Raw genomic sequence first — 19,988 nt, forward strand, 5'->3', positions numbered from 1 at the left:
GGCGCCTGGGCGACGAGCGCCGGGCGAGCCGGCGGCTCGGGAGCCGGGGCGGGGGCCGGCGCACGATAACGCTCCTGCTGCGGCTCGGAGGCCTCGGCGATCATCGGGGCGCTGCGGCCGCCGGCGCTGGCGCGCGGCAGGCTGGCGAGGACGAGATCGGACATGATCTTGTCGCGCGAGGCGCCGGAGCGCCCGCCGAGCACGATCGAGACGATCTGGCGGCCTTCCGACTTGGCCGAGGTCATCAGGTTGAAGCCGGAGGCGCGGGTGTAGCCGGTCTTGATGCCGTCGACGCCCTCGATCTTGCCGAGCAGGCGGTTATGCCCGCGAATCGTGCGCGAGCCGTACTGGAAGGAGCGCATCTGGAAAAGCGGGAAGTAGCGCGGGAAACGCTCCTGGATCGCCCGGGCCAGGATGGTCAGGTCGCGCGCCGTGGTGATGTTCGGCGGCGAGTTCGGCAGGCCGTGCGGGTTGTAGAAGCGGGTCGAGTCCATGCCGAGCGAGCGCGCCTTGCGCGTCATCTGCTCGGCGAAGGCCTCTTCGGAGCCGGCGATGGCCTCGGCGACCACGACCGAGGAATCGTTGGCCGAGAGGGTGATCATGCTCTTGATCGCGTCCTCGACCTCGATGGTCGAGCCGGCGCGCAGGCCGAGCTTGGTCGGCGGCTGCGAGGCGGCGTAGGACGAGACCTTGAGCTCGGAGTTCATGGTGAAGCGGCCGCGCTCCATCTGCTCGAAGAGCATGTAGAGCGTCATCACCTTGGTAAGGGAGGCCGGGATGCGCGGCGCATCCTCGTTGACGGCGTGCAGGGTGCGCCCGCTCTTCACGTCGACGACCATCGCCGCATAGGGCGGGGCATAGCCGCCCGAGACATGGCGGCGCTTCTTGCGCGCCGCCTCGGCGGGGGAGACCGTCGCTGTCAGCACGACGGCAGCAGCACTCACCACCCCGATGAACGCAAGCCAGCGCCCGCGTCGGGACCCAACGCAACCAGAAGCCATGCAACTCGCCTCAACTAAACCCACCCGTCCGTCGCAGGCTTTGCAGCGTGGCGCGAAGGACACAGATAAGGAGGTTAGGCGGATGCGGTTACGGAGCGGTTAAGCACCGGACGGCTTTCGCATGACCATTTCGCACGGCTGTCACATGGAACGGTCAGGTTGCAAACCGTCGCCGGTGCACGCTGGGGGGCTCTGCGTTTGATGCATTGCAGCGCAAGCTTGACTTTTATGTTGCGGTGCACAATATCAGTAAGCGCCCCGGTGATGGACCTTTTCATCTGACCTAGGGGGCACGGAACCCGGGCCACTCCGGCTCGTCAGCAGAGGCGGCGCATCAGCGCTGAAAGGGACACCATGATCCAGCAGTTCGAGACCATCCAGAAGGCTTCCAAAGAGAACGTCGACGCCGCCCTGAAGGCTTTCGGCGCCACCTCGAAGGGCGTGCAGGCTCTGGCCGTCGAGGCCACCGACTACGCCAAGAAGTCGTTCGAGGCTGGCACGGCCACGATCGAGAAGCTTGCCGGCGTGAAGACGCTCGACAAGGCCATCGAGATCCAGTCGGATTACGTCAAGACCGCTTTCGAGGGCTATGTCGCCCAGGTCACCAAGGTCGGCGAGCTCTATGCTGCGATCGCCAAGGACGCCTACAAGCCGTTCGAGGGCATCGTCGCCAAGGCCGTCCCGACCCCGGCCAAGTGATTGCAGTCGAGTGATTCTGGCGCGGCCGGCTTCGCGCGGCTGCGGCTGATCACGACTTGAATTCAAGAAGCCCGGCCTTGGCCGGGCTTCTTTGCGTTTGGGCTCCGTCCGGATGCGCCTTCGCGGCAATGCTCTGGCAACTGGCGGGCGGCTCTCTGCCTGCGTCGCGTTCAGCCTGACGGCAGCGACCCGACCCAGGAGCCGCAATGAGCCGTTCGACGATTGCCATGGACGCATCGACCGCCACCGAGGCGCCACCGGCGAACGAGTTCCGTGAGCCGCCCCGGGAGGCCTGGTACTGCGTCAAGAGTGCCGGCAGCCTGGCGACCGGCGCGATGGCGAGCGTGACCGTTCTCGGCGAGCAGGTCGTGATCGGCCGTACCAAGCTCGGCGAGCTGTTCGCCCTGCGCGATCGCTGCCCGCATCGCGGCGCGCCCTTGTCCGAGGGGCGGTTCGACGGGGTCGCGATCACCTGCCCCTTCCATGGCTGGCGCTTCGGGGCCGATGGCCGCTGCCGGGCGATGCCGACGCTGGTCGATGGCGACGTCACCGATCCCGGCCAGGTCAAGGTCGGCGAATTCCCGATTCGCGAGAGCGACGGCGTCATCTGGCTCTACCTCGGTCAGCGGCCGGAGCTTGCGCCGCCGGTGCCTGCCTTGGCCCTTGCGGGCAAGACGCGCTGCCGCGTCGCCGTCTCGGTTCTGGTCGAGGCCTCCTATGATCTCAGCGTGCTCAGTCTGATCGACCCCGGCCATGTCGGCTACGTCCATAACGCCTGGTGGTGGCGGCCGACCGCGACGGCACAGGAGAAGGTCAAGGACTTCGAGCCGCTGCCCTTCGGCTTCCGGATGAAGGCGCACAAGGCGGCGGCGAACTCGCGCGGCTATCGCCTGCTCGGGCGCCCGCAGACGGAGGTCGACTTCCTGCTGCCGGGCCAGCGGATCGAACGGATTCGGCTCGGCGAGCGCGCGATCGTCAACGCGACCTTCGCCACGCCGATCGATGCGCGCCGGACGCTGCTGACCAATGTGCTGCTGTCGGACCTGCCGCAGCTCATGCCGCTCGCGCCGGTGATCAGATGGGCGGGGCACGCCTTCCTGCGCCAGGACCAGCGGATTCTCGAACTCGCCCAGCAAGGGCTGGAGCGCAAGCCGACCATGCTGCTGCTGGGGCAGGCCGACCGGCTGGCGCAATGGTATTTCTGCCTGAAGCGCGACTATGCCGCAGCTCGCCGGGAGGGCACGGTTTTCTCCAATCGGCTTGCTCCGGAGCGCCTACGCTGGCGAACCTGACGGTCAGGTGCAGCTGCCAAGCCCCTGAGAAATTTGGCTATTCCGGCCGCGCTCCAGTGTTGTCCGCTGCAAAAAGGGCGCTTTGCTGTGGCATGCGCTCGGAACGGGCTGGCGAAGCGGGGGAGACGACTGTAAATTCGTGAGCGAAGCACTATCTTGATGTCAGCCTTCGGGACGGACACCTTGAGCCAAGCAGCCACGACGCCCATCGATGAGGACCTGCCAGCCGGCAACACGCCGTGCGGGGACGCGTCCTTTTTTGCGCCGCGTCTGGCATCGAAGCCGCGGGCGCCATCCGGCCCGACCGACAATGACCGCAGCGGAACCGGCACTGCGGTCCTGACCCGCACGAGGACGCGCAAGCCCAATCTCTACCGCGTGCTGATCCTCAACGACGACTACACGCCGATGGAATTCGTGGTGCATGTGCTGGAGCGGTTCTTCAACAAGGACCGGGCCGAGGCGACGCGCATCATGATGCACGTCCACCAGAATGGCGTCGGCGAATGCGGCGTCTTCACCTACGAGGTCGCGGAGACCAAGGTCACCCTGGTGATGGACCTCGCCCGCAAGCACATGCATCCGCTGCAATGCGTGATGGAGAAGAAGTAGCTTTGAACATCATCCTTTCGAAACTGGACTGGGAGCGCTGACCTTGCCGAGCTTCTCGCGCAGCCTCGAACAGGCGCTTCACCGGGCCCTCGCGCTCGCCAATGAGCGCCACCATGAATATGCGACGCTGGAACACCTGCTGCTGGCGCTGGTCGACGACCAGGACGCAGCCGCGGTGATGCGCGCCTGCAGCGTCGATCTCGACACGCTGCGCCGCAACCTCGTCGACTACATCGATGCGGAATTGACCAACCTCGTCACCGACGGGCGCGACGATTCCAAGCCGACCGCCGGCTTCCAGCGCGTGATCCAGCGCGCGGTGATCCATGTCCAGTCGTCCGGCCGGGAGGAGGTGACCGGGGCGAACGTGCTCGTGGCGATGTTCGCCGAGCGCGAGAGCCACGCCGCCTACTTCCTGCAGGAGCAGGACATGACCCGTTACGACGCGGTCAACTACATCAGCCACGGCATCGCCAAGCGCCCCGGCGCCAGCGAGAGCCGGCCCGTGCGCGGCGCCGAAGAGGAGCCGGAGCAGCGCGAGCAGCGCAGCGAGCAGGCCCAGGACGGCGACAAGGACAAGAAGAAAAAGGAAAGCGCCCTCGAGGCTTACTGCGTCAACCTCAACCGCAAGGCGCGCGACGGGCGCATCGACCCGCTGATCGGCCGCGAGGCCGAGGTGCAACGCACCATCCAGATCCTCTGCCGCCGGCAGAAGAACAATCCGCTGCTAGTCGGCGATCCCGGCGTCGGCAAGACCGCGATCGCCGAGGGCCTGGCGCTCAAGATCGTGCGCGGCGAGGTGCCCGAGGTGCTCGAGGATGCGACCGTCTTCTCGCTCGACATGGGCACGCTGCTCGCCGGCACGCGCTATCGCGGCGACTTCGAGGAACGCCTCAAGCAGGTGATGAAGGAGATCGAGCAGCACCCGAAGGCGGTCATGTTCATCGACGAGATCCATACGGTGATCGGCGCCGGTGCGACCTCGGGCGGCGCTATGGACGCCTCGAACCTGCTGAAGCCGGCGCTGGCTTCGGGCGGGCTGCGCTGCATCGGCTCGACCACCTACAAGGAATACCGCCAGTATTTCGAGAAGGACCGGGCACTGGTTCGGCGCTTCCAGAAGATCGACGTCAACGAGCCGTCGGTGCCGGACACGATCGAGATCCTCAAGGGGCTGAAGCCCTATTTCGAGGAGTTCCACAAGCTGCGCTACACCAACGACGCCATCAAGGCGGCGGTGGAATTGTCGGCGCGCTACATCCATGACCGCAAGCTGCCGGACAAGGCGATCGACGTGATCGACGAGACCGGCGCCTCGCAGATGCTGGTGGCCGAGACCAAGCGCAAGAAGACGATCGGCGTCAAGGAGATCGAGGCGGCGATCGCGACGATGGCGCGCATCCCGGCCAAGACCGTCTCCAAGGACGATGCCGAGGTGCTGCGCAACCTCGAGACCACGCTGAAGCGCACCGTCTACGGTCAGGAGAAGGCGATCGAGGCGCTGTCGTCGTCGATCAAGCTCGCCCGCGCCGGCCTGCGCGACGGCGAGAAGCCGATCGGCTGCTATCTCTTCGCCGGCCCGACCGGCGTCGGCAAGACCGAGGTGGCGCGCCAGCTCTCGCTGTCGCTCGGCGTCGAGCTCGTGCGCTTCGACATGTCGGAATACATGGAGCGCCACACCGTCTCGCGGCTGATCGGCGCGCCTCCGGGCTATGTCGGCTTCGATCAGGGCGGCCTGCTGACCGACCAGATCGACCAGCATCCGCATTGCGTGCTGCTGCTCGACGAGATCGAGAAGGCGCATCCCGACCTGTTCAACATCCTCCTGCAGGTGATGGACCACGGCAAGCTGACCGACAACAATGGCAAGCAGGTCGATTTCAGGAACGTCATCCTGATCATGACCACCAATGCCGGTGCCGCGGACATGGCCAGGAATGCCTATGGCTTCACCCGCCAGAAGCGCGAGGGCGACGATACCGAAGCGATCAACAAGCTATTCGCGCCGGAATTCCGCAACCGGCTCGACGCGACGGTCTCCTTCGGCCATCTGCCGAAGAACGTCGTGGCCCGCGTCGTCGACAAGTTCGTGCTGCAGCTCGAGGCGCAGCTCGCCGACCGCAACGTCACCATCGAGCTCTCTGACGAGGCGCGCGAATGGCTGGTCGAGAACGGCTATGACGAGGCGATGGGCGCCCGGCCGATGGCCCGCCTGATCCAGCAGACGATCAAGACGCCGCTTGCCGACGAGGTGCTGTTCGGCCGCCTGAAGAATGGCGGCGCGGTCAGAGTCGTGGTGATCCAGTCCGAGACCGGCATCAAGGTGCTCGGCCTCGAATTCCCCGACGGGCCGGTCAAGCCCAAGCCGGAGAAGGACGTCGCCGCCGCAGCCGAGAAGCGCACGCGCAAGCCGCGGGCGAAAACGCCGGGCAAGGCCAAGGCGGCCGGCTCCGGCAGCGCCAAGCGCGGTCCGAAGCCGGATGCTCCGGTCGAGCCGCCGAAGGCGCGCAGCGTCCGTACCGTCCCGAAGGTTCCTTTGACCAAGGCTTGATCGGTGTTCTTCAAGCGCAAATCGGACAGTGTCTGGGCTCAGGAGGGAGAGGTCGCCGCGCAGGCGGCCGCTCCTGCGCCCAAGGAAAAGCTCGGCTGGTTCGAGAAGCGGGCCCGCCGGCGCCGGCGGCGGATCATCTTCGAGGAAGTGCTGGGCTGGATCATGGTCCCGGCCTTCCTCTATCTGCTCTATCTCGGCTATCGCGCCGTCGGCGGCATCCCGAAGGAAGGTATGGATTTCTTCCAGGAGATCATCGGCCTCGCGATGAAGAGCTTCTGAGCCGACTTGCACTGGGCGCAAGGCCGGCGCGCGGTCTGGTGGCTGTCATGCGACCAGCGTCATGCGCTTTAAGCAAAAGGGCTCGCAGCTGCTGCGGGCCCTTTTGCGTATCTTTCGGTGCGATGATCCGATCCCCGAGCTCATGGCCCTTTGATCGCAGCAGAGCGCTCCCGCCAGGGACCGCATGCAGAGCGATGGCGAGATGACCGAGGCTGCCCCCGATCAATGGCTCAGACCATGGGCGCGCGGCTTTCGCGATGCTGCGATGCTGCCTGCCTGGGTGGTCGGGCTCTCGCTGATGGGCGTGGGCACATTGGCGCGCGATGTCGGCTATCCGGTCGAGGCCGCGGTGCTCTCGACGATCCTGGTCTGGGCCGGCCCGTCGCAGGTGCTGTTCTTCGCTTCGATCGCGGCTGGCGCCGCCTGGAGCGCCATCGCGCTCGCCATCGGCTTCGCCTCGCTGCGCTTCCTGCCGATGACAGTGGCGCTGCTGCCGCTGCTGCGCCGGCCGGGGCAGAGCGTGGCGCAGCAGATGCTGATCGCGCATTTCGTCGCCGTCACCGCCTGGGTCGAGGCGCTCAGGCGGCTGCCGAACATCCCGCCCGAACAGCGCGTCGGCTATTTCCTCGGCTTCGCCAATGCGCTGATCGTCGTCAGCGCGTTCTGTACCTATGCGGGCTTTCATCTCGCCGGCGTGGTGCCGGCGCCGGTCGCGGCCGGATTGCTCTGCCTGACGCCGATCTTCTTCCTGTCCTCGATGGTCGCCGGGGTTCGCGGCCTCGGCGACACCATCGCGATCGGGCTCGGTCTGGCGCTTGCGCCAGCGGCCGGCTGGGCGATCGGCGGCGGTTTCGACCTGATCGCCAGCGGCATCGTCGGCGGGAGCGTCGCCTTTTTGATCCAGCGCTGGCGCAAGGCGCGAAAGGCGGGCGCATGACCCAGCCGATCGCCTTCCTCGACGGGCCATGGTGGCCCTATCTCGCGCTTGTCCTGTTCGCGGTGCTGCCGACCGAGATCTGGCGCTGGCTCGCCGTCGCCTTCGCGCGGAAGCTCGACGAGCGATCGCCCTGGCTCGAATGGGTCAGGCTGGTCGCGACCTCGCTGCTGGCCGGCGTCGTGGCCAAGCTGGTCCTGGCGGCGCCGGGTGCGCTCGCCGGCGTGCCGCTCGCGGTAAGACTGGCAGCGCTCGCCGTCGCCGTCACGGTAGTGCTCGCCTTTCGCCGCCGGGTGATGCTGGCGGTGCTTGCGGGCGAGGCGGTGCTGATCGGCGGCGCTGTCTGGCTGGTATGATCGCTCAGGCTGCCGCCAGCGAGATGTGCCGGAGCTTGTCGGGATTGCGCACGACATAGATCGCATGGACGCGCCCGTCGCGGATGTCGAGCGCGGTCGCCTGCAGGGTCTCGCCGCGTTCGAGGCTGAGATAGCCGGGCATGCCGTTGATCAGCACCGGCTTGTACAGCGTGGTCGATTTCTGCTGGCTGATCACCTTTTTGGCGATGCCGGCGAAGAAGCGCAGGACGCGCTCGATGCCGTGGAGCGGATTGAGGATCGCCAGCACCTTGCCGCCGCCATCGCTGTGGAAGGCCACATCCTGTGCCAGCAGCGTCTGAAGGTCGCTGGTGTCGGCTTTGTGCGCGGCCTTGAAGAAGGCCTCGACGAAGCGCTTCGCTTCGGCCGGATCGATCTTGTTGCGCGGCGGCATGTCGATGCGGACATGCTCGCGGGCGCGCTTGGCGAGCTGGCGGCAGGCGCTCTCGCTGCGATCGATGGTGCGGGCGATCTCGGCGAAATCCAGCTCGAAGACGTCGTGCAGCAGGAAAGCGGCGCGCTCGAGCGGCGAAAGCCGTTCGAGCGCCAGCATCAGCGCGATCGGGGCGTCGAGCTGGGTGTCGACATCGGCTTCGGCGGCGCCGATCTCCTCGACCAGCGGCTCGGGCAGCCAGGCGCCGACATAAAACTCGCGCTTGCTGCGGGCCGATTTCATCTGGTCGAGACAGAGCCGCGTGACCGTGCGGGCGAGATAGGCGCGCGGCGCCTCGACCTCGCCCTGGGTTACGTCGCGCCAGCGCAGCCAGGCCTCCTGAACGATGTCCTCGGCATCGCTGACCGAGCCGAGCATGCGATAGGCGAGGCGGGTCAGGAAACGGCGATGCGTCTCGAAGAGATCGTCCGAGGCGGTCATGGCAGTGTCTCAGGCGGCGGCCTTGGCCGGGCGGTCGTTTGGGTGGCTCGTGCGGAAGCCGATGGCGATGCGGTTCCAGGTGTTGATGGTGCCGATCAGCAGGGTGAGCTTCACGGTTTCCTCCGGACTGAAATGGCGGAGCACGTCCTCGTAAGCCTCGTCCGGCGCATGGGTCTGCGCGATCAGGGTCAGCGCGTCGGTCCAGGCGAGGGCGGCGCGCTCGCGCGGGGTATAGAGCGCCGACTCGTGCCAGGCGTCGAGCAGGAAGAGGCGGGCCGGGTTCTCGCCCTCCTTGATCGCGTCTGAGGAATGCATGTGCAGGCAATAGGCGCAGCCATTGATCTGCGACGCCCGCATCTTCACGAGGTGGATCAGGCTGTGCTCGAGGCCGCTCTCCTTGATCGAGGCTTCGAGCGCGATCATCGGCTTCATGGTGTCGGGAGCGGTGGTGTAGGGGTTGAGGCGCTTGCTCATGACGGGGCTTTCGGATTGAGGCGATTCCGGCCCGGCGACGACCGGGCCAGCAGGTTACATCGGTGCAGCGTCAGGCCGCGGCCTTCTCGCGGCGACGATCGTTCGGATGCAGCGTGCGGAAGCCGCAATTGATCCGGTTCCAGAGATTGATCATGCCGATGGCGACCGACAGGTCGACGCAATCCTTCTCGTCGAAATGCTCGCGCAATTCGGCGAAGGCCTCGTCGCTCGGGCTGCGGTCGACGAGCCGCGTCAGCTCTTCCGTCCAGCGCAGGACGGCGCGCTCGCGCGGCGTGAAGAGCTCGGACTCCTCCCAGGCGCTGAGCAGAGCGATGCGGATCTCGCTCTCGCCGGCCTTGCGCGCATCGGCGATGTGCATGTGCAGGCAGTAGGCGCAGCGGTTGATCTGCGACGCCCGGATCTTCACCAACTCGAGCAGGCTGTGCTCCAGCTTCGACTGGTTGACGTAGTCCTGCAGGCCGAGCATGGCCTTGTAGGCGTCGGGGGCGGTCTGGAAGCCGTTGAGGCGCTGGGTCATCGTAGTCTCCATCGGGTGGTGATGAAGACAGGACGAGGCAGCCAGCGCCCGCGTGACATGCTCCTCAAAGATTTTTCAGCGCAGCCCGAATTTTTTCTGCGGCCGCCGCCAGATCCTCGGGCTTCGCCATCTCGCTGGCCGGCGGCTTCATCGCAACGCCGTCATGGCGGGGAATGACGTGGACGTGCAGATGAAAGACGACCTGGCCGCCGGCGCTCTCGTTGAACTGCTGCACGGTGATGCCGTCGGCCTCGAAGGCCTGCTTCTGCGCGCGGGCGATACGCTGGGCGATGGTCGCGACATAACCGAGGTCGTCGGCGTCGATGTCGAGGATGTTGCGGGCCGGGTTCTTCGGGATCACCAGCGTGTGGCCGGGCGCGCGCGGCATGATGTCGAGAAAGGCGAGCGCCCGGTCGTCCTCGTAGACGCGATGGGCCGGCAGTTCGCCGCGCAGGATCTTGGCGAAGATGTTGTTCGGATCATAGGCGGTCATCAGCTGAATCCTGATGGTTCGAAGGAGGTCAGAGGGGGTCACCCTTGCGGAAGGGGCTCTCCTCCGCAAGCGCAGCCACTGCAGAGCCGATCTCCCGCCGTTCGCCGGGCAGATAGGCGGCGACGGCGCGGGCGAGGCCGGGATCGGCGAGGAGATGGGCCGAGCGGGTGATCACCGGGCGATAGCCGCGGGCCAGCTTGTGCTCGCCCTGGGCGCCGGCCTCGACGCGGACGAGCCTGTGCGCGATCGCGTAGTCGATGGCCTGATGATAGCAGAGCTCGAAATGCAGAAAGGGGTGGTCCTCGATGCAGCCCCAGTTGCGGCCGTAGAGCGTATTGCCGCCGCGGAAATTGATGGCCCCGGCGATGTTGCGGCCGGCGCGGCGGGCCAGCACCAGCACGATGCGCTCGCCCATGCGCTGGCCGATCTCCGAGAAGAAGCGGCGGTTGAGATAGGGCCGGCCCCATTTGCGCGAGCCAGTGTCCTCGTAGAACGCGTGGAAATCATCCCAGACGCTTTCGGTGAGATCCGAGCCGGAGAGAACGGCGACCTCGATGCCGGCCGAGAGCGCCTCGCGCCGCTCGCGCTTCAGAGACTTGCGCTTGCGCGAGGCCAGCGTGGCGAGGAAGTCGTCGTAGCTGGCGAAGCCTTCGTTGCGCCAATGGAACTGGATGTCGTGGCGTTCGAGGAAACCTGCCTCCAGCAGCGCCGTCATGTCCGGCTCCTGCGCGAAGGTGACGTGGATCGAGGAGCCGCGCACCTGCTCGCGCAGTGCGTCGAGCCCGGCGATCAGGGCTTCGCGCGCCTCAGCGGCATGCGGCCCTTCGGCGACGAGCAGGCGCGGGCCCGTCGCGGGGGTGAACGGGGCGGCGACCTGGATCTTCGGGTAGTAGCGGCCGCCGGCGCGCATATAGGCCTCGGCCCAGCTATGGTCGAAGACGTATTCCCCCTGGCTGTGGCCCTTCACGAAGGAGGGCGCCGCGGCGATCAGGCGATCGTCCGCATCTTCGACCAGCAGATAGGCCGGCGACCAGCCGGTGCGGCCACCGACGCAGCCACTCTCTTCCAGCGCGCGCAGAAAAGCGTGCGAAACGAAGGGGTTGTCCGGGTCTGCTTGAGAGATTGAATCCGCTTGCTCTGATGACGATGAAGGCGCTTCTCCTCCCCCCTGTGGGGAGGAGAGAGAGGTGGGGGTCGTGCCGCCTGGCGATCGCTCACTCATTGGCCGCTCACCAAGCGGCACCACCCCCATCCCCAACCCTTCCCCACAAGGGGGAAGGGAGGAGCTCTTCAGGGTCGCGCTGGAGACAACCTGAAGCGAACGGGGATTGGCACAGGCGTCCCAGTCCGCGGCCGGGACGCTTTTCAGCGAGGTCGCTACGCGGACTCTGAGGCCCTCGCGCAGACCGGTTTCGCTCAAGGCAGGAAGCCCTCGAAGACCATCTGGTCGGCATGCGCGGCGGCGCGGGCGCGATCCTCCGGCGTGCGCACCGTCCAGCTCATCAGCGGCAGGCCCAGCGCCTTGCGGCAGAGGAAAGGCGCGGCGCTGGGCAGGTCCGCGACCTTCCAGGAGACGAAGTCGGGTCGGCTCTCCTCGAAATGCAGAAGATTGGCGAGGGCATGCTTCTCACCGGCCGAGAGGCGGTCGTAGTCGCCATAATTGTATTCGTTCATGGCGACGATGCCGCGGGCGAGGCCTGGCGCGAGATCGCGCAGGGCCGCGACGATCACCGGATCGAAGGATTTCAGCACGATCGGCTGGCCCTTGTGGCCTTCGAGGATCTGCGCCGTGCGCTTCGCCAGCCGCAGGTCGCCGTCGAAGCGGCTCTTGATCTCGATCACCAGCGGCGTCCGGCCGCCGATGGCATCGAGGAAGCCGGTCAGCGTCGGGATGTCGTCGCTGGCGCCCTTCAGGCCGATCTGCGCCAGCTCGGCCGCCTTTCGAGTATCGACGCGGCCGGTTTCGGCGGTCAGGCGGTCGAGGACGAAGTCGTGGAAGACGACCGCGTCCTCGTCGGCGCTGAGCTGGACGTCGCATTCGATGGCGAAATTGCCGGCAATCGCGGCGGCAGCAGCCGAGAGCGAGTTCTCGATCACGCCGCCGGCGGCATCATGCAAGCCACGATGCGCGATCGGGCGGGCGGTGAGCCAGGCTTCGGCTGCCATCAGGCGATCTCGAACATGGCTTCGACCTCGACGGCGGCGTCGGCCGGGAGGTTGGCGACGCCGACGGTCGAGCGGGCATGGCGGCCGGCATCGCCGAGCACTTCGACCATGAAGTCGGAGGCGCCGTTCATGATCGCCGGCAAAGCGGCGAAATGCGGGGCGGCGTTGATGAAGCCGCCGAGACGTACGCAGCGCTTGATCCGGCCGAGATCGCCGCCGAGCGCCGCCTTGGCCTGGGCGAGCACGTTGATGGCGCAAAGCCTGGCCGCTTCGAGCCCGGCCTCGTTGAAGATCTCGCCGCCGAGCTTGCCCTTGTGCGCGTCGGAGAGCTTGCCATCGAGGCCGAAGCAGATCTGGCCGGAGATGATCAGGAGGTTGCCGGTGATGACATAGGGAACATAGTTCGCAACCGGCGCGGCTGGGGCGGGCAGGGTGATGCCGAGGGCGGCGAGCTTGGTGTCGATGGCGTTCATGATGAGAGGCTCCCGGCCTGCGCTTGACAGGAGCCTTTCATCGCCGATGGCAGGCCGGCCCGCAAGCGCGGTTCGGCGTGGTCGATCCGCCTGCCGGGCAGGGTGGGTCAGGCGGCGGAACGCTTCGCCAGGTAGCGCTCGGCGGGCGCATTGCGCGAAAGATTGGGGCCGAGCGCCAGCCGTGCGGCGGTATAACGCTCGAAATCGGCCTGGTTAGGCAGCGACGGAATGGTGACGAGCTCGCCCTGGTCGAAGCCGGCCAGCGCGGCGTCGACCATGTCGTCGACCTCCATCACCATTTCCGGCGGGAAACCGCCGACATCGACGCCGGCCCGCGCCCAGATCTCGGTACGAGTCGCGCCGGGCAACACGGCCTGGACGCGGACGCCGGCGGCTTCGAGCTCCTTCTGCAGGGAGATGCTGAGGTTCAGCACATAGGCCTTGGTGCCGCTGTAGCTGCCGTTGAACAGCTCCGGCGCCAGGGCCAGCACCGAGGCGATGTTGACGATCGCTCCGGTCTTGCGGGTCACGAAGTTGCGAGCTGCAGCCGCGGCGAGGCGGGTCGGGGCGATGACGTTGAGCTCCAGCATGGTCTGGAAGCGGTCGATGTCGCCTTCGACCAGCGTGCCGGAGACGGACATGCCGGCATTGTTGACCAGCAGGGTCAGGCTTTTGTCGTCGCGCAGGCGCTGCTCGACCTGAGCGAGATCCGCCTTCACCGTCAGATCGGCCTTGAGCCATTCGACCTTGCGGCCGGTCTCTGAATGAAGGCGCTCGGCCAGCGCCGAGAGACGCGCCTCGTCGCGGGCGACGAGGACGAGATCATAGCCGCGGCGGGCCAATCTGTCGGCGTAGACGGCGCCGATCCCGGTCGAGGCGCCGGTGATGAGGGCCGTGCCGAGCTGCTGCGTTGCCATGTCCAATTCCTGTTCGATGTTAGTGCCGTTTTTCATGATGTTCATCATGATTGAATTTACATGATCAGTGTCATATAAAGAGTCAAGAGGCTGGATCACCGATTTTTGGAAGGAGCGGATCGATGCGCGTGAGCCGCGAGCAGATGGCGGAGAATCGCGAGCGCATTCTCGATACGGCGGCGACGCTGTTCCGCGAGCGCGGCTTCGACGGGGTTGGCGTCGCCGATGTGATGAAGGCGGTCGGCCTGACCCATGGCGGCTTCTACGGGCATTTTTCGTCGAAGGACGATCTCGTCGCCCAGGCGCTCGGGCGCGCCTTCGCTCACTCCGGTCAATGGGCGGCGGAGGCGAAAGCCGCGAAACCACAGGAGCCACTGCAGGCGATCGTCGATCGCTATCTGTCACCGTCGCATCGCGACGATGCCGGTCATGGCTGCCCGGTCGCAGCGCTCGGCAGCGACACTGCACGCCAAAGCGAGGCGTCGCGCCTTGCCGCAACGGAGGGGGTGCGGGCGGCGATCGAGGGCCTCTGCGCCATCACGCCTGGGGCGACCGCGGACCAGCGCAGAACCAGCGCCATTGCGGGCTACGCCACATTGGTCGGTGCGCTCGTCCTTGCCCGCATGGTCGACGATGCAGCGCTGTCGGATGAGATTCTGGCAGCGGCCAGGGCAGGGCTTCGATCTCCGCAGAGCTGACGGTCGCAACCTCTGTTGCCCGCCTTGTTTGCGCCATTGCCGCAATGCACCTAGATTTGACGGGCTGCAGTTCGCCCCGGCTAAGAGCGCGAATCGAGGATCGGCATGAAGACGTATCGCGGCGGGATCGCAGGCCTGGCAGTGATCGCGGCGACGGGCGCCTGGGCGCAAGCGCCGGCTCCGACTTCGGCGGAGCGCGTCGTGCTGGTGCCGCACCGGGCGGTCTATGATCTCGTGCTCGACGACGGCAAGCCCTCCCGCGACATCACCACGGCGCGCGGCCGCATCGCCTTCGACTTCTCCGGCGATGCCTGCGACGGCTATGCGCTCTCCTTCCGGCAGGTCACCGAACTCACCAGCGAGGGCGGGCCGCGGGTGATCGATGCGCGCACGACGAGCTTCGAGGAAGGCGATGCCAAGAGCTATCGCTTCAAGACCGAGAGCTCGGCCGCCGGCGCACCGGCCGACATCGTCGACGGTACGGCCAAGAAGGGGGAGGCCGGCTACGAGGTGCAGCTGCGTGCGCCCAAGGCCGAGACGCATCGCGAGCCGAGCGCCGCGATGTTCCCGAACGAGCAGATGAAGGCGGTGATCCAGGCGGCGCGCGAGGGCAAGAACACCCTCAATGTGCGCCTCTATGACGGCGCCAACAGCGGCAAGGACGTCTACGACACGCTCTCGGTGATCGGCCGCAAGATCACGACGCCGGCTGCCGAGGCGCCGCTGCGCAAGCCGGAGTTCGAGAAGCTCGCGCGCTGGCCGGTGACGGTCTCCTATTTCAAGGTCGGTTCCGGCGAGAGCACACCGGCTTACACCGTGTCCTTCGAGCTCTATGAGAACGGCGTCACCGGCGCGATCCGGCTCGATTACGGCTCGTTCGCGCTGCGCGGCACGCTCACGCGTCTGGATCTGCTTCCGACGAGCGAGTGCTCGAAGTAGTGCGGCGGCGCGTATCGCGCAGCGACAGGCCCTTCCCGATCGCGGCGTCGCCGAACTTGGCGCGGACCTTGTCGAGGGCGCTTTCCATCGCCTTCAGCTTCGGTGTCTCCTGGTCGGCGAGATCGCCGCGATCGGCCTCGGCCGGATCGGAAAAATCGCTCATGCCGATGCCGATCAGCCGGTAGCGCGGCCCGGTGCATTCGCGCCTGAGCAAATCGCGCCCGGCGGAAAAGAGGCGCGCCGCGAGCTGGCTCGGCTCGGGCAGGCGCGCGGCGCGGGTGATGATCTGGAAGTCGTGGGTCTTGAGCTTGAGGGTGACGGTGCGCCCAGCGAGTTCCTGCGCCTTCAATCGCTGCGAGGTCCTTTCGCAGAGCCGCCAGAGGATCGGCTCCAGCTCCTGGAAGCCGGCGAGGTCGACATCGAGCGTCGTCTCGGATGAGACGGTCTTGGCCTCGTGCTCGACCGTGACCTTGCGCGGGTCGATGCCGAGGGCAAGGTTGCGCAGGCGCGGCCCGTCCTTGCCGACGAGGCGGTAGAGCGTCGCGATCTCGGCTTTGGCGAGGTCGCCGATGACGCGAAAGCCCGATTGCGCCAGCTTCGCCGCGCCGGCCTTGCCGATGCCGGGGATCATTCCGACGGGCTTGTTGGCGAGGAAGGCGACGGCCTCGGCCTGGCCGATGATCGAGAAGCCGCGCGGCTTGTCGAGATCGGAGGCGACCTTGGCGAGGAACTTGGCATAGGAGAGCCCGACCGAAATGGTGATGCCGATCTCGTCCTCGATCCGGCGCTGGAAGCGGGCGAGGGTGAGCGCCGGGCTGGCATGATGGAGGCGCTGCGTGCCACCGAGATCGAGGAAGGCCTCGTCGATCGAGAGCGGCTCGACCAGCGGTGTCAATTCCTGCATCAGCCTGCGGACCTGGCGGCCGACTGCGACGTATTTCGTCATGTTCGGCTTGATCACGACTGCTTCCGGGCAAGCTTTCAAAGCTTTGAACATCGGCATGGCCGAGCGCACGCCGGACATGCGGGCGATGTAGCAACAGGTCGAGACCACGCCGCGCTTGCCGCCGCCGATGATCACCGGCTTGTCGAGCAGGGAGGGATCGTCGCGCTTCTCGATGGCGGCATAGAAGGCGTCGCAATCGATATGGGCGAGATGCAGGCTGTCGCGTTCGGCATGGCGCAGCAGGCGCGGCGAGCCGCAGGATGGGCAGCGGCGCACCGGCGCGCGCGTCTCGTCATGGTCGCGCAGGCAGTCGCGGCAGAGCGCCCGGGCTGAGACGGCGATGCCGACCTCGTCGCTCACGGCTCGTAGGCTTCGGGCGGGCCCGCGAGAGTTTCGCGCGCCTGCGCCACCATTTCGGGCTTCAGGTGCAGATTTCCGGCAAACTCGAGCAGCAGCGAATCGCTGGCGCAGAGATGGTCGAGGACGCCGAGGAGGAAGCCTGGTTCCTGAGCGGCGCTGCGCAGGGTTGCAGGGCCGAGGCCGGTGACGGCCAGGAACGGTTCCAGGCGTTCCGGCTCGGAAGCCAGGAAGGCGAGGGCCTTGAGCGCGAGGGTCTGGGCTTCCTCGCTGGTGATCGGGTGCGGCATGGCCATCTATCTATGATCGACGAGTCGGGTTTCGGGTTTGCGTTTCGTCAACTGCTCGCATGTTAAGCCTAACACTGAACGCGGCCGACAGCCTGGGGAATCCGACATCGGATGATCGGGACTGTGCGGACTGGGGGACAGATGAAGAAGACGGTTCTGATCGTCGAGGACAACGAGCTCAACATGAAGCTCTTCAACGACCTGTTGGAGGCCCATGGCTATGCGACGCTCAAGACGGCCGATGGCATCGAGGCGATCGAGCTGGCGCGCACGCATCATCCCGATCTGATCCTGATGGACATCCAGCTGCCGGAAGTCTCCGGGCTGGAGGTGACGAAGTGGATCAAGGAGGACGACGCGCTGAAGTCGATCCCTGTGATCGCGGTGACCGCCTTCGCGATGAAGGGTGACGAGGAACGCATCCGGGAGGGCGGCTGCGAGGCCTATATCTCGAAGCCGATCTCGGTAGGCAAGTTCCTCGAGACGGTGCGCGCCTATGTCGGCACGGCCTGAAGGGAACCGCTGAGCCATGTCAGCCCGGGTCCTGGTCGTCGACGACATTCCCGCGAATGTGAAGCTGCTCGAAGCCAAGCTAGGCGCCGAGTATTTTGACGTCATCACTGCGACGAACGGCATCGATGCGCTGGCGATCTGCGAGCGCGGCGAGGCGGACATCGTCCTGCTCGACGTGATGATGCCCGGCATGAACGGCTTCGATGTCTGCCGTCGGCTGAAGCACAGTGCGACCACCGCCCATATCCCGGTGGTGATCGTGACGGCGCTCGACCAGCCGAGCGATCGGCTGAAGGGGCTCGATGCCGGCGCCGACGACTTCCTGACCAAGCCGATCGACGACACAGCTCTGTTTGCACGGGTGCGCAGCCTGGTCCGGCTGAAATCGGTCACTGACGAGTTGCGCCAGCGCGCGCTCGCCTCGCGCCAGCTCGGCATCGCCGATCCGCTGGCCGCGGCCGCGGCAGAAACCGGGCTCAACGGCCGCGTCCTCCTGATCGAGGACCGGCCGCTGATCGCCGAGCGCCTTACACAGGCGCTGTCTGCCTTCCACTCGATCGAGACGGAAACCGATGCGCAGGCCGCGCTCGCGCGCGCCGCCGAGGGCGATTTCGAGATCGTCCTGGTGAGCCTCGATCTGCAGAACTATGACGGCTTGAGGCTGTGCAGCCAGCTGCGCTCGCTAGAGCGCACGCGCAATCTCTCCGTGCTGCTGCTCGGCGAGGCCGAAGACAAGTCCCGCGTGCTTCGCGGCCTGGAGATCGGCGCGCACGACTTCCTGGTCCGGCCGATCGATCGCAACGAATTGCTCGCGCGCGCCCGGACACTGGTCCGCCGCAAGCGCTTCGCCGAGCGGCTGCGCGACAGCGTGCAGTCCTCGATGGAAATGGCGGTGATGGACCAGCTCACGGGCCTCCATAACCGCCGCTATCTCGACAGCCGGCTTTCGGCCCTCTTCGACGAGTCGGCCCTCAGGGCGCGGGCACTGTCGCTGCTGGTGCTCGACGTCGATCGCTTCAAGGTCGTCAACGACAGCTGGGGCCACGATGCCGGCGACGAGGTCCTGCGCGAATTCGCTGACCGGATCCGCGCCTGCACGCGCGGCATCGACCTGGTGGCCCGAATGGGCGGCGAGGAGATCGTCGTCGTGCTGCCAGACACCGCGCTCGAGGCTGCGCGGGCCGTTGCCGAACGCATCCGGGAACGGGTCGAGGGCGAGGCCTTTCAGATCCAGCGCGGGCAGCGCGCGATCACGGTAACGGTGTCGATCGGGGTCGCCAGCCGGCGGGCGGGCGATGCCGGGCCGGTCGAGATGATGAAGCGGGCCGACGAGGCGGTCTACCGGGCCAAGGCTGCCGGCCGCAACCGCGTCATCGTCGCCAGCGCCGCCTGAATGGCCTCAGCGGGCGAGGTAAGGTTTCCAAGTAGGGTTAAGTTTCGATGAATAATGGTGAATCAATCGTCTCCGATTGATTCGGAGGGGCTTCCGCGTAGGGTGATTTCCAAGAGAACGGCTGCCGAGCAGCCGTCCGGAACGCCCTTCGGAAGCCCAGGTTCCGCCGCATCTCCTGGGTCACCGCTGGGCTCGGCCGGTCGATGACGGGATCCTGGCCTCCTCAGCCCCGTCGTCGGCCGGCCACCTCGTTTTCGGGGTCGTCGCCTCAGCGCAGATAGCGCTCGATGATCTCCGGTATCCAGTAGCCGAGTGCGCCGAAGCCGACGAGCAGCAGGATCAGGAGCAGCGCGGCCCGCACGCGATGTGTCCAGCGGCGCGACTCGTCGACCTCGACAATCAGGCGCAGGAAGCCCCGTACCAGTCCGCCCGGGCGCGGCGGCGGTTCGACTGAAGCGGGGCCGTTGCTCAAGCGATGCTCCTGCGGATGGGCGGGCTGCGCCGCCCGGGCAAGTTAGAAGATCGCTACGGCCGGCGCCAGCGAGTTCGCGCAGGACCGGAGCGAACTGCCCGCGTCGAAGGCGCCTGGCAAATGCATCGGCGAATACTGGTCAAGAACTAGGCGCCGGGCGGCCTGCAAGCCTGCATTAACGATCGTCGTCTCATGCTAATCTAATAACGATTCGCACGCCCTGCTATTCGGCTGCGAAGCTGCTGGCCTGACATCTTTGCAAAAGCCGACGCCGATCCGGCCGGCATGGCCTCATCGGCAAGCGGACTCCAAGGAGCGATCCATGCGTCTCATCGCATTGGCGCTCTGCCTCGCATTGCTGCCGTGGGGCGGAGGGCCTGTTCACGCGCATAGCTGGTACCCCTACGATTGTTGTAGCGACCGCGATTGCTGGCCGATGGGGCTCGACGCCGATGCGCGCGAGCCCGAGCCGCGCATCGTTCCGGGCGGATACCTGACCCATGACGGGCACTTCGTCGCCGAGCAGAGCACGCGCGTCTCCAAGGACGGTCGCTTCCACATCTGCCGCAGCGGCGGGATGTTGACCGGCTCGGTGATCGCGCCGTCGCAGCGGCCGATCTGCCTGTTCGTGCCGAAGCCGGCCTTCTGACGAGGAGCGGCCGGGCGATGTTGGGGGGGGGGGGGCGGGGGGGGTTTGGGGGGC

General features: G+C 66.7%; 24 protein-coding genes. 12 read left to right on the forward strand and 12 right to left on the reverse strand.

The genetic code is table 11. The annotated features are described in order from the left end of the window. Positions 1-1,001: D-alanyl-D-alanine carboxypeptidase family protein (locus CXY91_RS05640; protein WP_199777368.1), on the reverse strand; the 1,001-nt coding region annotated here is incomplete at its 3' end. 354 nt (positions 1,002-1,355) lie between these two features. Here CXY91_RS05640 and CXY91_RS05645 point away from each other — a divergent pair. The 7 genes from CXY91_RS05645 to CXY91_RS05675 all read left to right on the forward strand — a co-directional run bounded on the left by CXY91_RS05645 (position 1,356) and on the right by CXY91_RS05675 (position 7,724). Then, a complete protein-coding gene (locus CXY91_RS05645) occupies positions 1,356-1,700 on the forward strand; it encodes a phasin family protein (RefSeq protein ID WP_091842063.1) in 345 nt (114 codons plus the stop codon). 206 nt (positions 1,701-1,906) lie between these two features. Next, a complete protein-coding gene (locus CXY91_RS05650; RefSeq protein WP_248307369.1) occupies positions 1,907-2,992 on the forward strand; it encodes an aromatic ring-hydroxylating oxygenase subunit alpha in 1,086 nt (361 codons plus the stop codon). A 270-nt stretch (positions 2,993-3,262) separates the two neighbouring features. Next, complete coding sequence (gene clpS / locus CXY91_RS05655; RefSeq protein ID WP_244544047.1) at positions 3,263-3,604, forward strand: ATP-dependent Clp protease adapter ClpS; 342 nt, start codon at positions 3,263-3,265, stop codon at positions 3,602-3,604. A gap of 43 nt (positions 3,605-3,647) precedes the next feature. Further along, positions 3,648-6,155, forward strand: coding sequence for an ATP-dependent Clp protease ATP-binding subunit ClpA (gene clpA / locus CXY91_RS05660; protein WP_100959632.1), 2,508 nt, complete (start codon positions 3,648-3,650; stop codon positions 6,153-6,155). Between the two features lie 3 nt (positions 6,156-6,158). Continuing rightward, complete coding sequence (locus tag CXY91_RS05665) at positions 6,159-6,434, forward strand: hypothetical protein (protein WP_091842054.1); 276 nt, start codon at positions 6,159-6,161, stop codon at positions 6,432-6,434. A gap of 202 nt (positions 6,435-6,636) precedes the next feature. Next, positions 6,637-7,371 carry an AzlC family ABC transporter permease gene (locus tag CXY91_RS05670; RefSeq protein WP_158673276.1) on the forward strand — a complete coding sequence of 245 codons (735 nt, stop codon included), beginning with the start codon at positions 6,637-6,639 and terminating at the stop codon, positions 7,369-7,371. Then, entirely contained in the window at positions 7,368-7,724 is a 357-nt protein-coding gene (locus CXY91_RS05675) for an AzlD domain-containing protein (RefSeq protein ID WP_100959634.1), read from the forward strand. Before CXY91_RS05670 ends, CXY91_RS05675 begins: the two co-directional genes overlap by 4 nt. A gap of 4 nt (positions 7,725-7,728) precedes the next feature. Here CXY91_RS05675 and CXY91_RS05680 read toward each other — a convergent pair whose 3' ends face one another. The 8 genes from CXY91_RS05680 to CXY91_RS05715 all read right to left on the reverse strand — a co-directional run bounded on the left by CXY91_RS05680 (position 7,729) and on the right by CXY91_RS05715 (position 13,677). Next, positions 7,729-8,616 carry a sigma-70 family RNA polymerase sigma factor gene (locus CXY91_RS05680; RefSeq protein WP_100959635.1) on the reverse strand — a complete coding sequence of 296 codons (888 nt, stop codon included), beginning with the start codon at positions 8,614-8,616 and terminating at the stop codon, positions 7,729-7,731. Between the two features lie 9 nt (positions 8,617-8,625). Beyond that, a complete protein-coding gene (locus tag CXY91_RS05685) occupies positions 8,626-9,090 on the reverse strand; it encodes a carboxymuconolactone decarboxylase family protein (protein ID WP_100959636.1) in 465 nt (154 codons plus the stop codon). Positions 9,091-9,160: 70 nt separating this feature from the next. Then, positions 9,161-9,628 carry a carboxymuconolactone decarboxylase family protein gene (locus CXY91_RS05690; RefSeq protein WP_100959637.1) on the reverse strand — a complete coding sequence of 156 codons (468 nt, stop codon included), beginning with the start codon at positions 9,626-9,628 and terminating at the stop codon, positions 9,161-9,163. A 64-nt stretch (positions 9,629-9,692) separates the two neighbouring features. Next, positions 9,693-10,121, reverse strand: a complete 429-nt coding sequence (locus CXY91_RS05695) for an HIT family protein (protein WP_100959638.1) — start codon at positions 10,119-10,121, stop codon at positions 9,693-9,695. A 28-nt stretch (positions 10,122-10,149) separates the two neighbouring features. Continuing rightward, complete coding sequence (locus CXY91_RS05700; RefSeq protein ID WP_100959639.1) at positions 10,150-11,343, reverse strand: GNAT family N-acetyltransferase; 1,194 nt, start codon at positions 11,341-11,343, stop codon at positions 10,150-10,152. Between the two features lie 194 nt (positions 11,344-11,537). Then, positions 11,538-12,287 carry a glycerophosphodiester phosphodiesterase family protein gene (locus CXY91_RS05705; RefSeq protein WP_100959640.1) on the reverse strand — a complete coding sequence of 250 codons (750 nt, stop codon included), beginning with the start codon at positions 12,285-12,287 and terminating at the stop codon, positions 11,538-11,540. Continuing rightward, entirely contained in the window at positions 12,287-12,760 is a 474-nt protein-coding gene (locus tag CXY91_RS05710; protein WP_091842033.1) for a RidA family protein, read from the reverse strand. Before CXY91_RS05710 ends, CXY91_RS05705 begins: the two co-directional genes overlap by 1 nt. Positions 12,761-12,867: 107 nt before the next feature. Further along, positions 12,868-13,677: an SDR family NAD(P)-dependent oxidoreductase gene (locus CXY91_RS05715; RefSeq protein ID WP_100959648.1), complete on the reverse strand. Its 810-nt coding sequence runs from the start codon at positions 13,675-13,677 to the stop codon at positions 12,868-12,870. 122 nt (positions 13,678-13,799) lie between these two features. Here CXY91_RS05715 and CXY91_RS05720 point away from each other — a divergent pair, with 122 nt between their 5' ends. Beyond that, positions 13,800-14,375, forward strand: a complete 576-nt coding sequence (locus CXY91_RS05720; RefSeq protein WP_100959641.1) for a TetR/AcrR family transcriptional regulator — start codon at positions 13,800-13,802, stop codon at positions 14,373-14,375. 105 nt (positions 14,376-14,480) lie between these two features. Next, positions 14,481-15,314 carry a cell envelope integrity EipB family protein gene (locus CXY91_RS05725; protein WP_100959642.1) on the forward strand — a complete coding sequence of 278 codons (834 nt, stop codon included), beginning with the start codon at positions 14,481-14,483 and terminating at the stop codon, positions 15,312-15,314. On the opposite strand, the gene CXY91_RS05730 is transcribed toward CXY91_RS05725, so the two are convergent. Together CXY91_RS05730 and CXY91_RS05735 are read right to left on the reverse strand one after the other, a co-directional pair. Next, a complete protein-coding gene (locus CXY91_RS05730) occupies positions 15,271-16,620 on the reverse strand; it encodes a DNA polymerase IV (RefSeq protein ID WP_248307371.1) in 1,350 nt (449 codons plus the stop codon). The two genes, CXY91_RS05725 and CXY91_RS05730, sit on opposite strands and share 44 nt — an antisense overlap. After that, complete coding sequence (locus CXY91_RS05735) at positions 16,617-16,907, reverse strand: DUF3572 domain-containing protein (RefSeq protein WP_091842279.1); 291 nt, start codon at positions 16,905-16,907, stop codon at positions 16,617-16,619. Before CXY91_RS05735 ends, CXY91_RS05730 begins: the two co-directional genes overlap by 4 nt. Positions 16,908-17,048: 141 nt before the next feature. Between CXY91_RS05735 and CXY91_RS05740 the strand changes: the two genes are divergently transcribed. Further along, complete coding sequence (locus tag CXY91_RS05740; RefSeq protein ID WP_091842024.1) at positions 17,049-17,420, forward strand: response regulator; 372 nt, start codon at positions 17,049-17,051, stop codon at positions 17,418-17,420. Between the two features lie 16 nt (positions 17,421-17,436). Then, complete coding sequence (locus CXY91_RS05745; protein WP_100959643.1) at positions 17,437-18,813, forward strand: PleD family two-component system response regulator; 1,377 nt, start codon at positions 17,437-17,439, stop codon at positions 18,811-18,813. A 268-nt stretch (positions 18,814-19,081) separates the two neighbouring features. Here the strand turns inward: CXY91_RS05745 and CXY91_RS05750 are convergent, their stop codons facing one another. After that, positions 19,082-19,285, reverse strand: a complete 204-nt coding sequence (locus CXY91_RS05750) for a hypothetical protein (RefSeq protein ID WP_100959644.1) — start codon at positions 19,283-19,285, stop codon at positions 19,082-19,084. Between the two features lie 322 nt (positions 19,286-19,607). Here CXY91_RS05750 and CXY91_RS05755 point away from each other — a divergent pair, with 322 nt between their 5' ends. Then, the gene (locus CXY91_RS05755; protein ID WP_244544037.1) at positions 19,608-19,934 is read left to right on the forward strand and encodes a hypothetical protein; all 327 of its coding nucleotides are present in this window, start codon (positions 19,608-19,610) and stop codon (positions 19,932-19,934) included. Positions 19,935-19,988: the final 54 nt, after the last annotated feature.

Origin of the sequence: Allobosea sp. FBZP-16, from assembly GCF_002831785.1 — a bacterium.
Taxonomy (GTDB): Bacteria; Pseudomonadota; Alphaproteobacteria; order Rhizobiales; family Beijerinckiaceae; genus Allobosea; species Allobosea lupini.

What these genes read in the sequence shown, in the direction of transcription:
- CXY91_RS05645 (WP_091842063.1), top strand. Translation starts at nt 1,356, where the DNA reads ATGATCCAGCAGTTCGAGACCATCCAGAAGGCTTCCAAAGAGAACGTC.
- CXY91_RS05650 (WP_248307369.1), top strand. Translation starts at nt 1,907, where the DNA reads ATGAGCCGTTCGACGATTGCCATGGACGCATCGACCGCCACCGAGGCG.
- CXY91_RS05670 (WP_158673276.1), top strand. Translation starts at nt 6,637, where the DNA reads ATGACCGAGGCTGCCCCCGATCAATGGCTCAGACCATGGGCGCGCGGC.
- CXY91_RS05675 (WP_100959634.1), top strand. Translation starts at nt 7,368, where the DNA reads ATGACCCAGCCGATCGCCTTCCTCGACGGGCCATGGTGGCCCTATCTC.
- CXY91_RS05680 (WP_100959635.1), bottom strand. Translation starts at nt 8,616, where the DNA reads ATGACCGCCTCGGACGATCTCTTCGAGACGCATCGCCGTTTCCTGACC.
- CXY91_RS05685 (WP_100959636.1), bottom strand. Translation starts at nt 9,090, where the DNA reads ATGAGCAAGCGCCTCAACCCCTACACCACCGCTCCCGACACCATGAAG.
- CXY91_RS05690 (WP_100959637.1), bottom strand. Translation starts at nt 9,628, where the DNA reads ATGACCCAGCGCCTCAACGGCTTCCAGACCGCCCCCGACGCCTACAAG.
- CXY91_RS05695 (WP_100959638.1), bottom strand. Translation starts at nt 10,121, where the DNA reads ATGACCGCCTATGATCCGAACAACATCTTCGCCAAGATCCTGCGCGGC.
- CXY91_RS05700 (WP_100959639.1), bottom strand. Translation starts at nt 11,343, where the DNA reads ATGAGTGAGCGATCGCCAGGCGGCACGACCCCCACCTCTCTCTCCTCC.
- CXY91_RS05705 (WP_100959640.1), bottom strand. Translation starts at nt 12,287, where the DNA reads ATGGCAGCCGAAGCCTGGCTCACCGCCCGCCCGATCGCGCATCGTGGC.
- CXY91_RS05710 (WP_091842033.1), bottom strand. Translation starts at nt 12,760, where the DNA reads ATGAACGCCATCGACACCAAGCTCGCCGCCCTCGGCATCACCCTGCCC.
- CXY91_RS05715 (WP_100959648.1), bottom strand. Translation starts at nt 13,677, where the DNA reads ATGGCAACGCAGCAGCTCGGCACGGCCCTCATCACCGGCGCCTCGACC.
- CXY91_RS05720 (WP_100959641.1), top strand. Translation starts at nt 13,800, where the DNA reads ATGCGCGTGAGCCGCGAGCAGATGGCGGAGAATCGCGAGCGCATTCTC.
- CXY91_RS05725 (WP_100959642.1), top strand. Translation starts at nt 14,481, where the DNA reads ATGAAGACGTATCGCGGCGGGATCGCAGGCCTGGCAGTGATCGCGGCG.
- CXY91_RS05735 (WP_091842279.1), bottom strand. Translation starts at nt 16,907, where the DNA reads ATGCCGCACCCGATCACCAGCGAGGAAGCCCAGACCCTCGCGCTCAAG.
- CXY91_RS05740 (WP_091842024.1), top strand. Translation starts at nt 17,049, where the DNA reads ATGAAGAAGACGGTTCTGATCGTCGAGGACAACGAGCTCAACATGAAG.
- CXY91_RS05745 (WP_100959643.1), top strand. Translation starts at nt 17,437, where the DNA reads ATGTCAGCCCGGGTCCTGGTCGTCGACGACATTCCCGCGAATGTGAAG.
- CXY91_RS05755 (WP_244544037.1), top strand. Translation starts at nt 19,608, where the DNA reads ATGCGTCTCATCGCATTGGCGCTCTGCCTCGCATTGCTGCCGTGGGGC.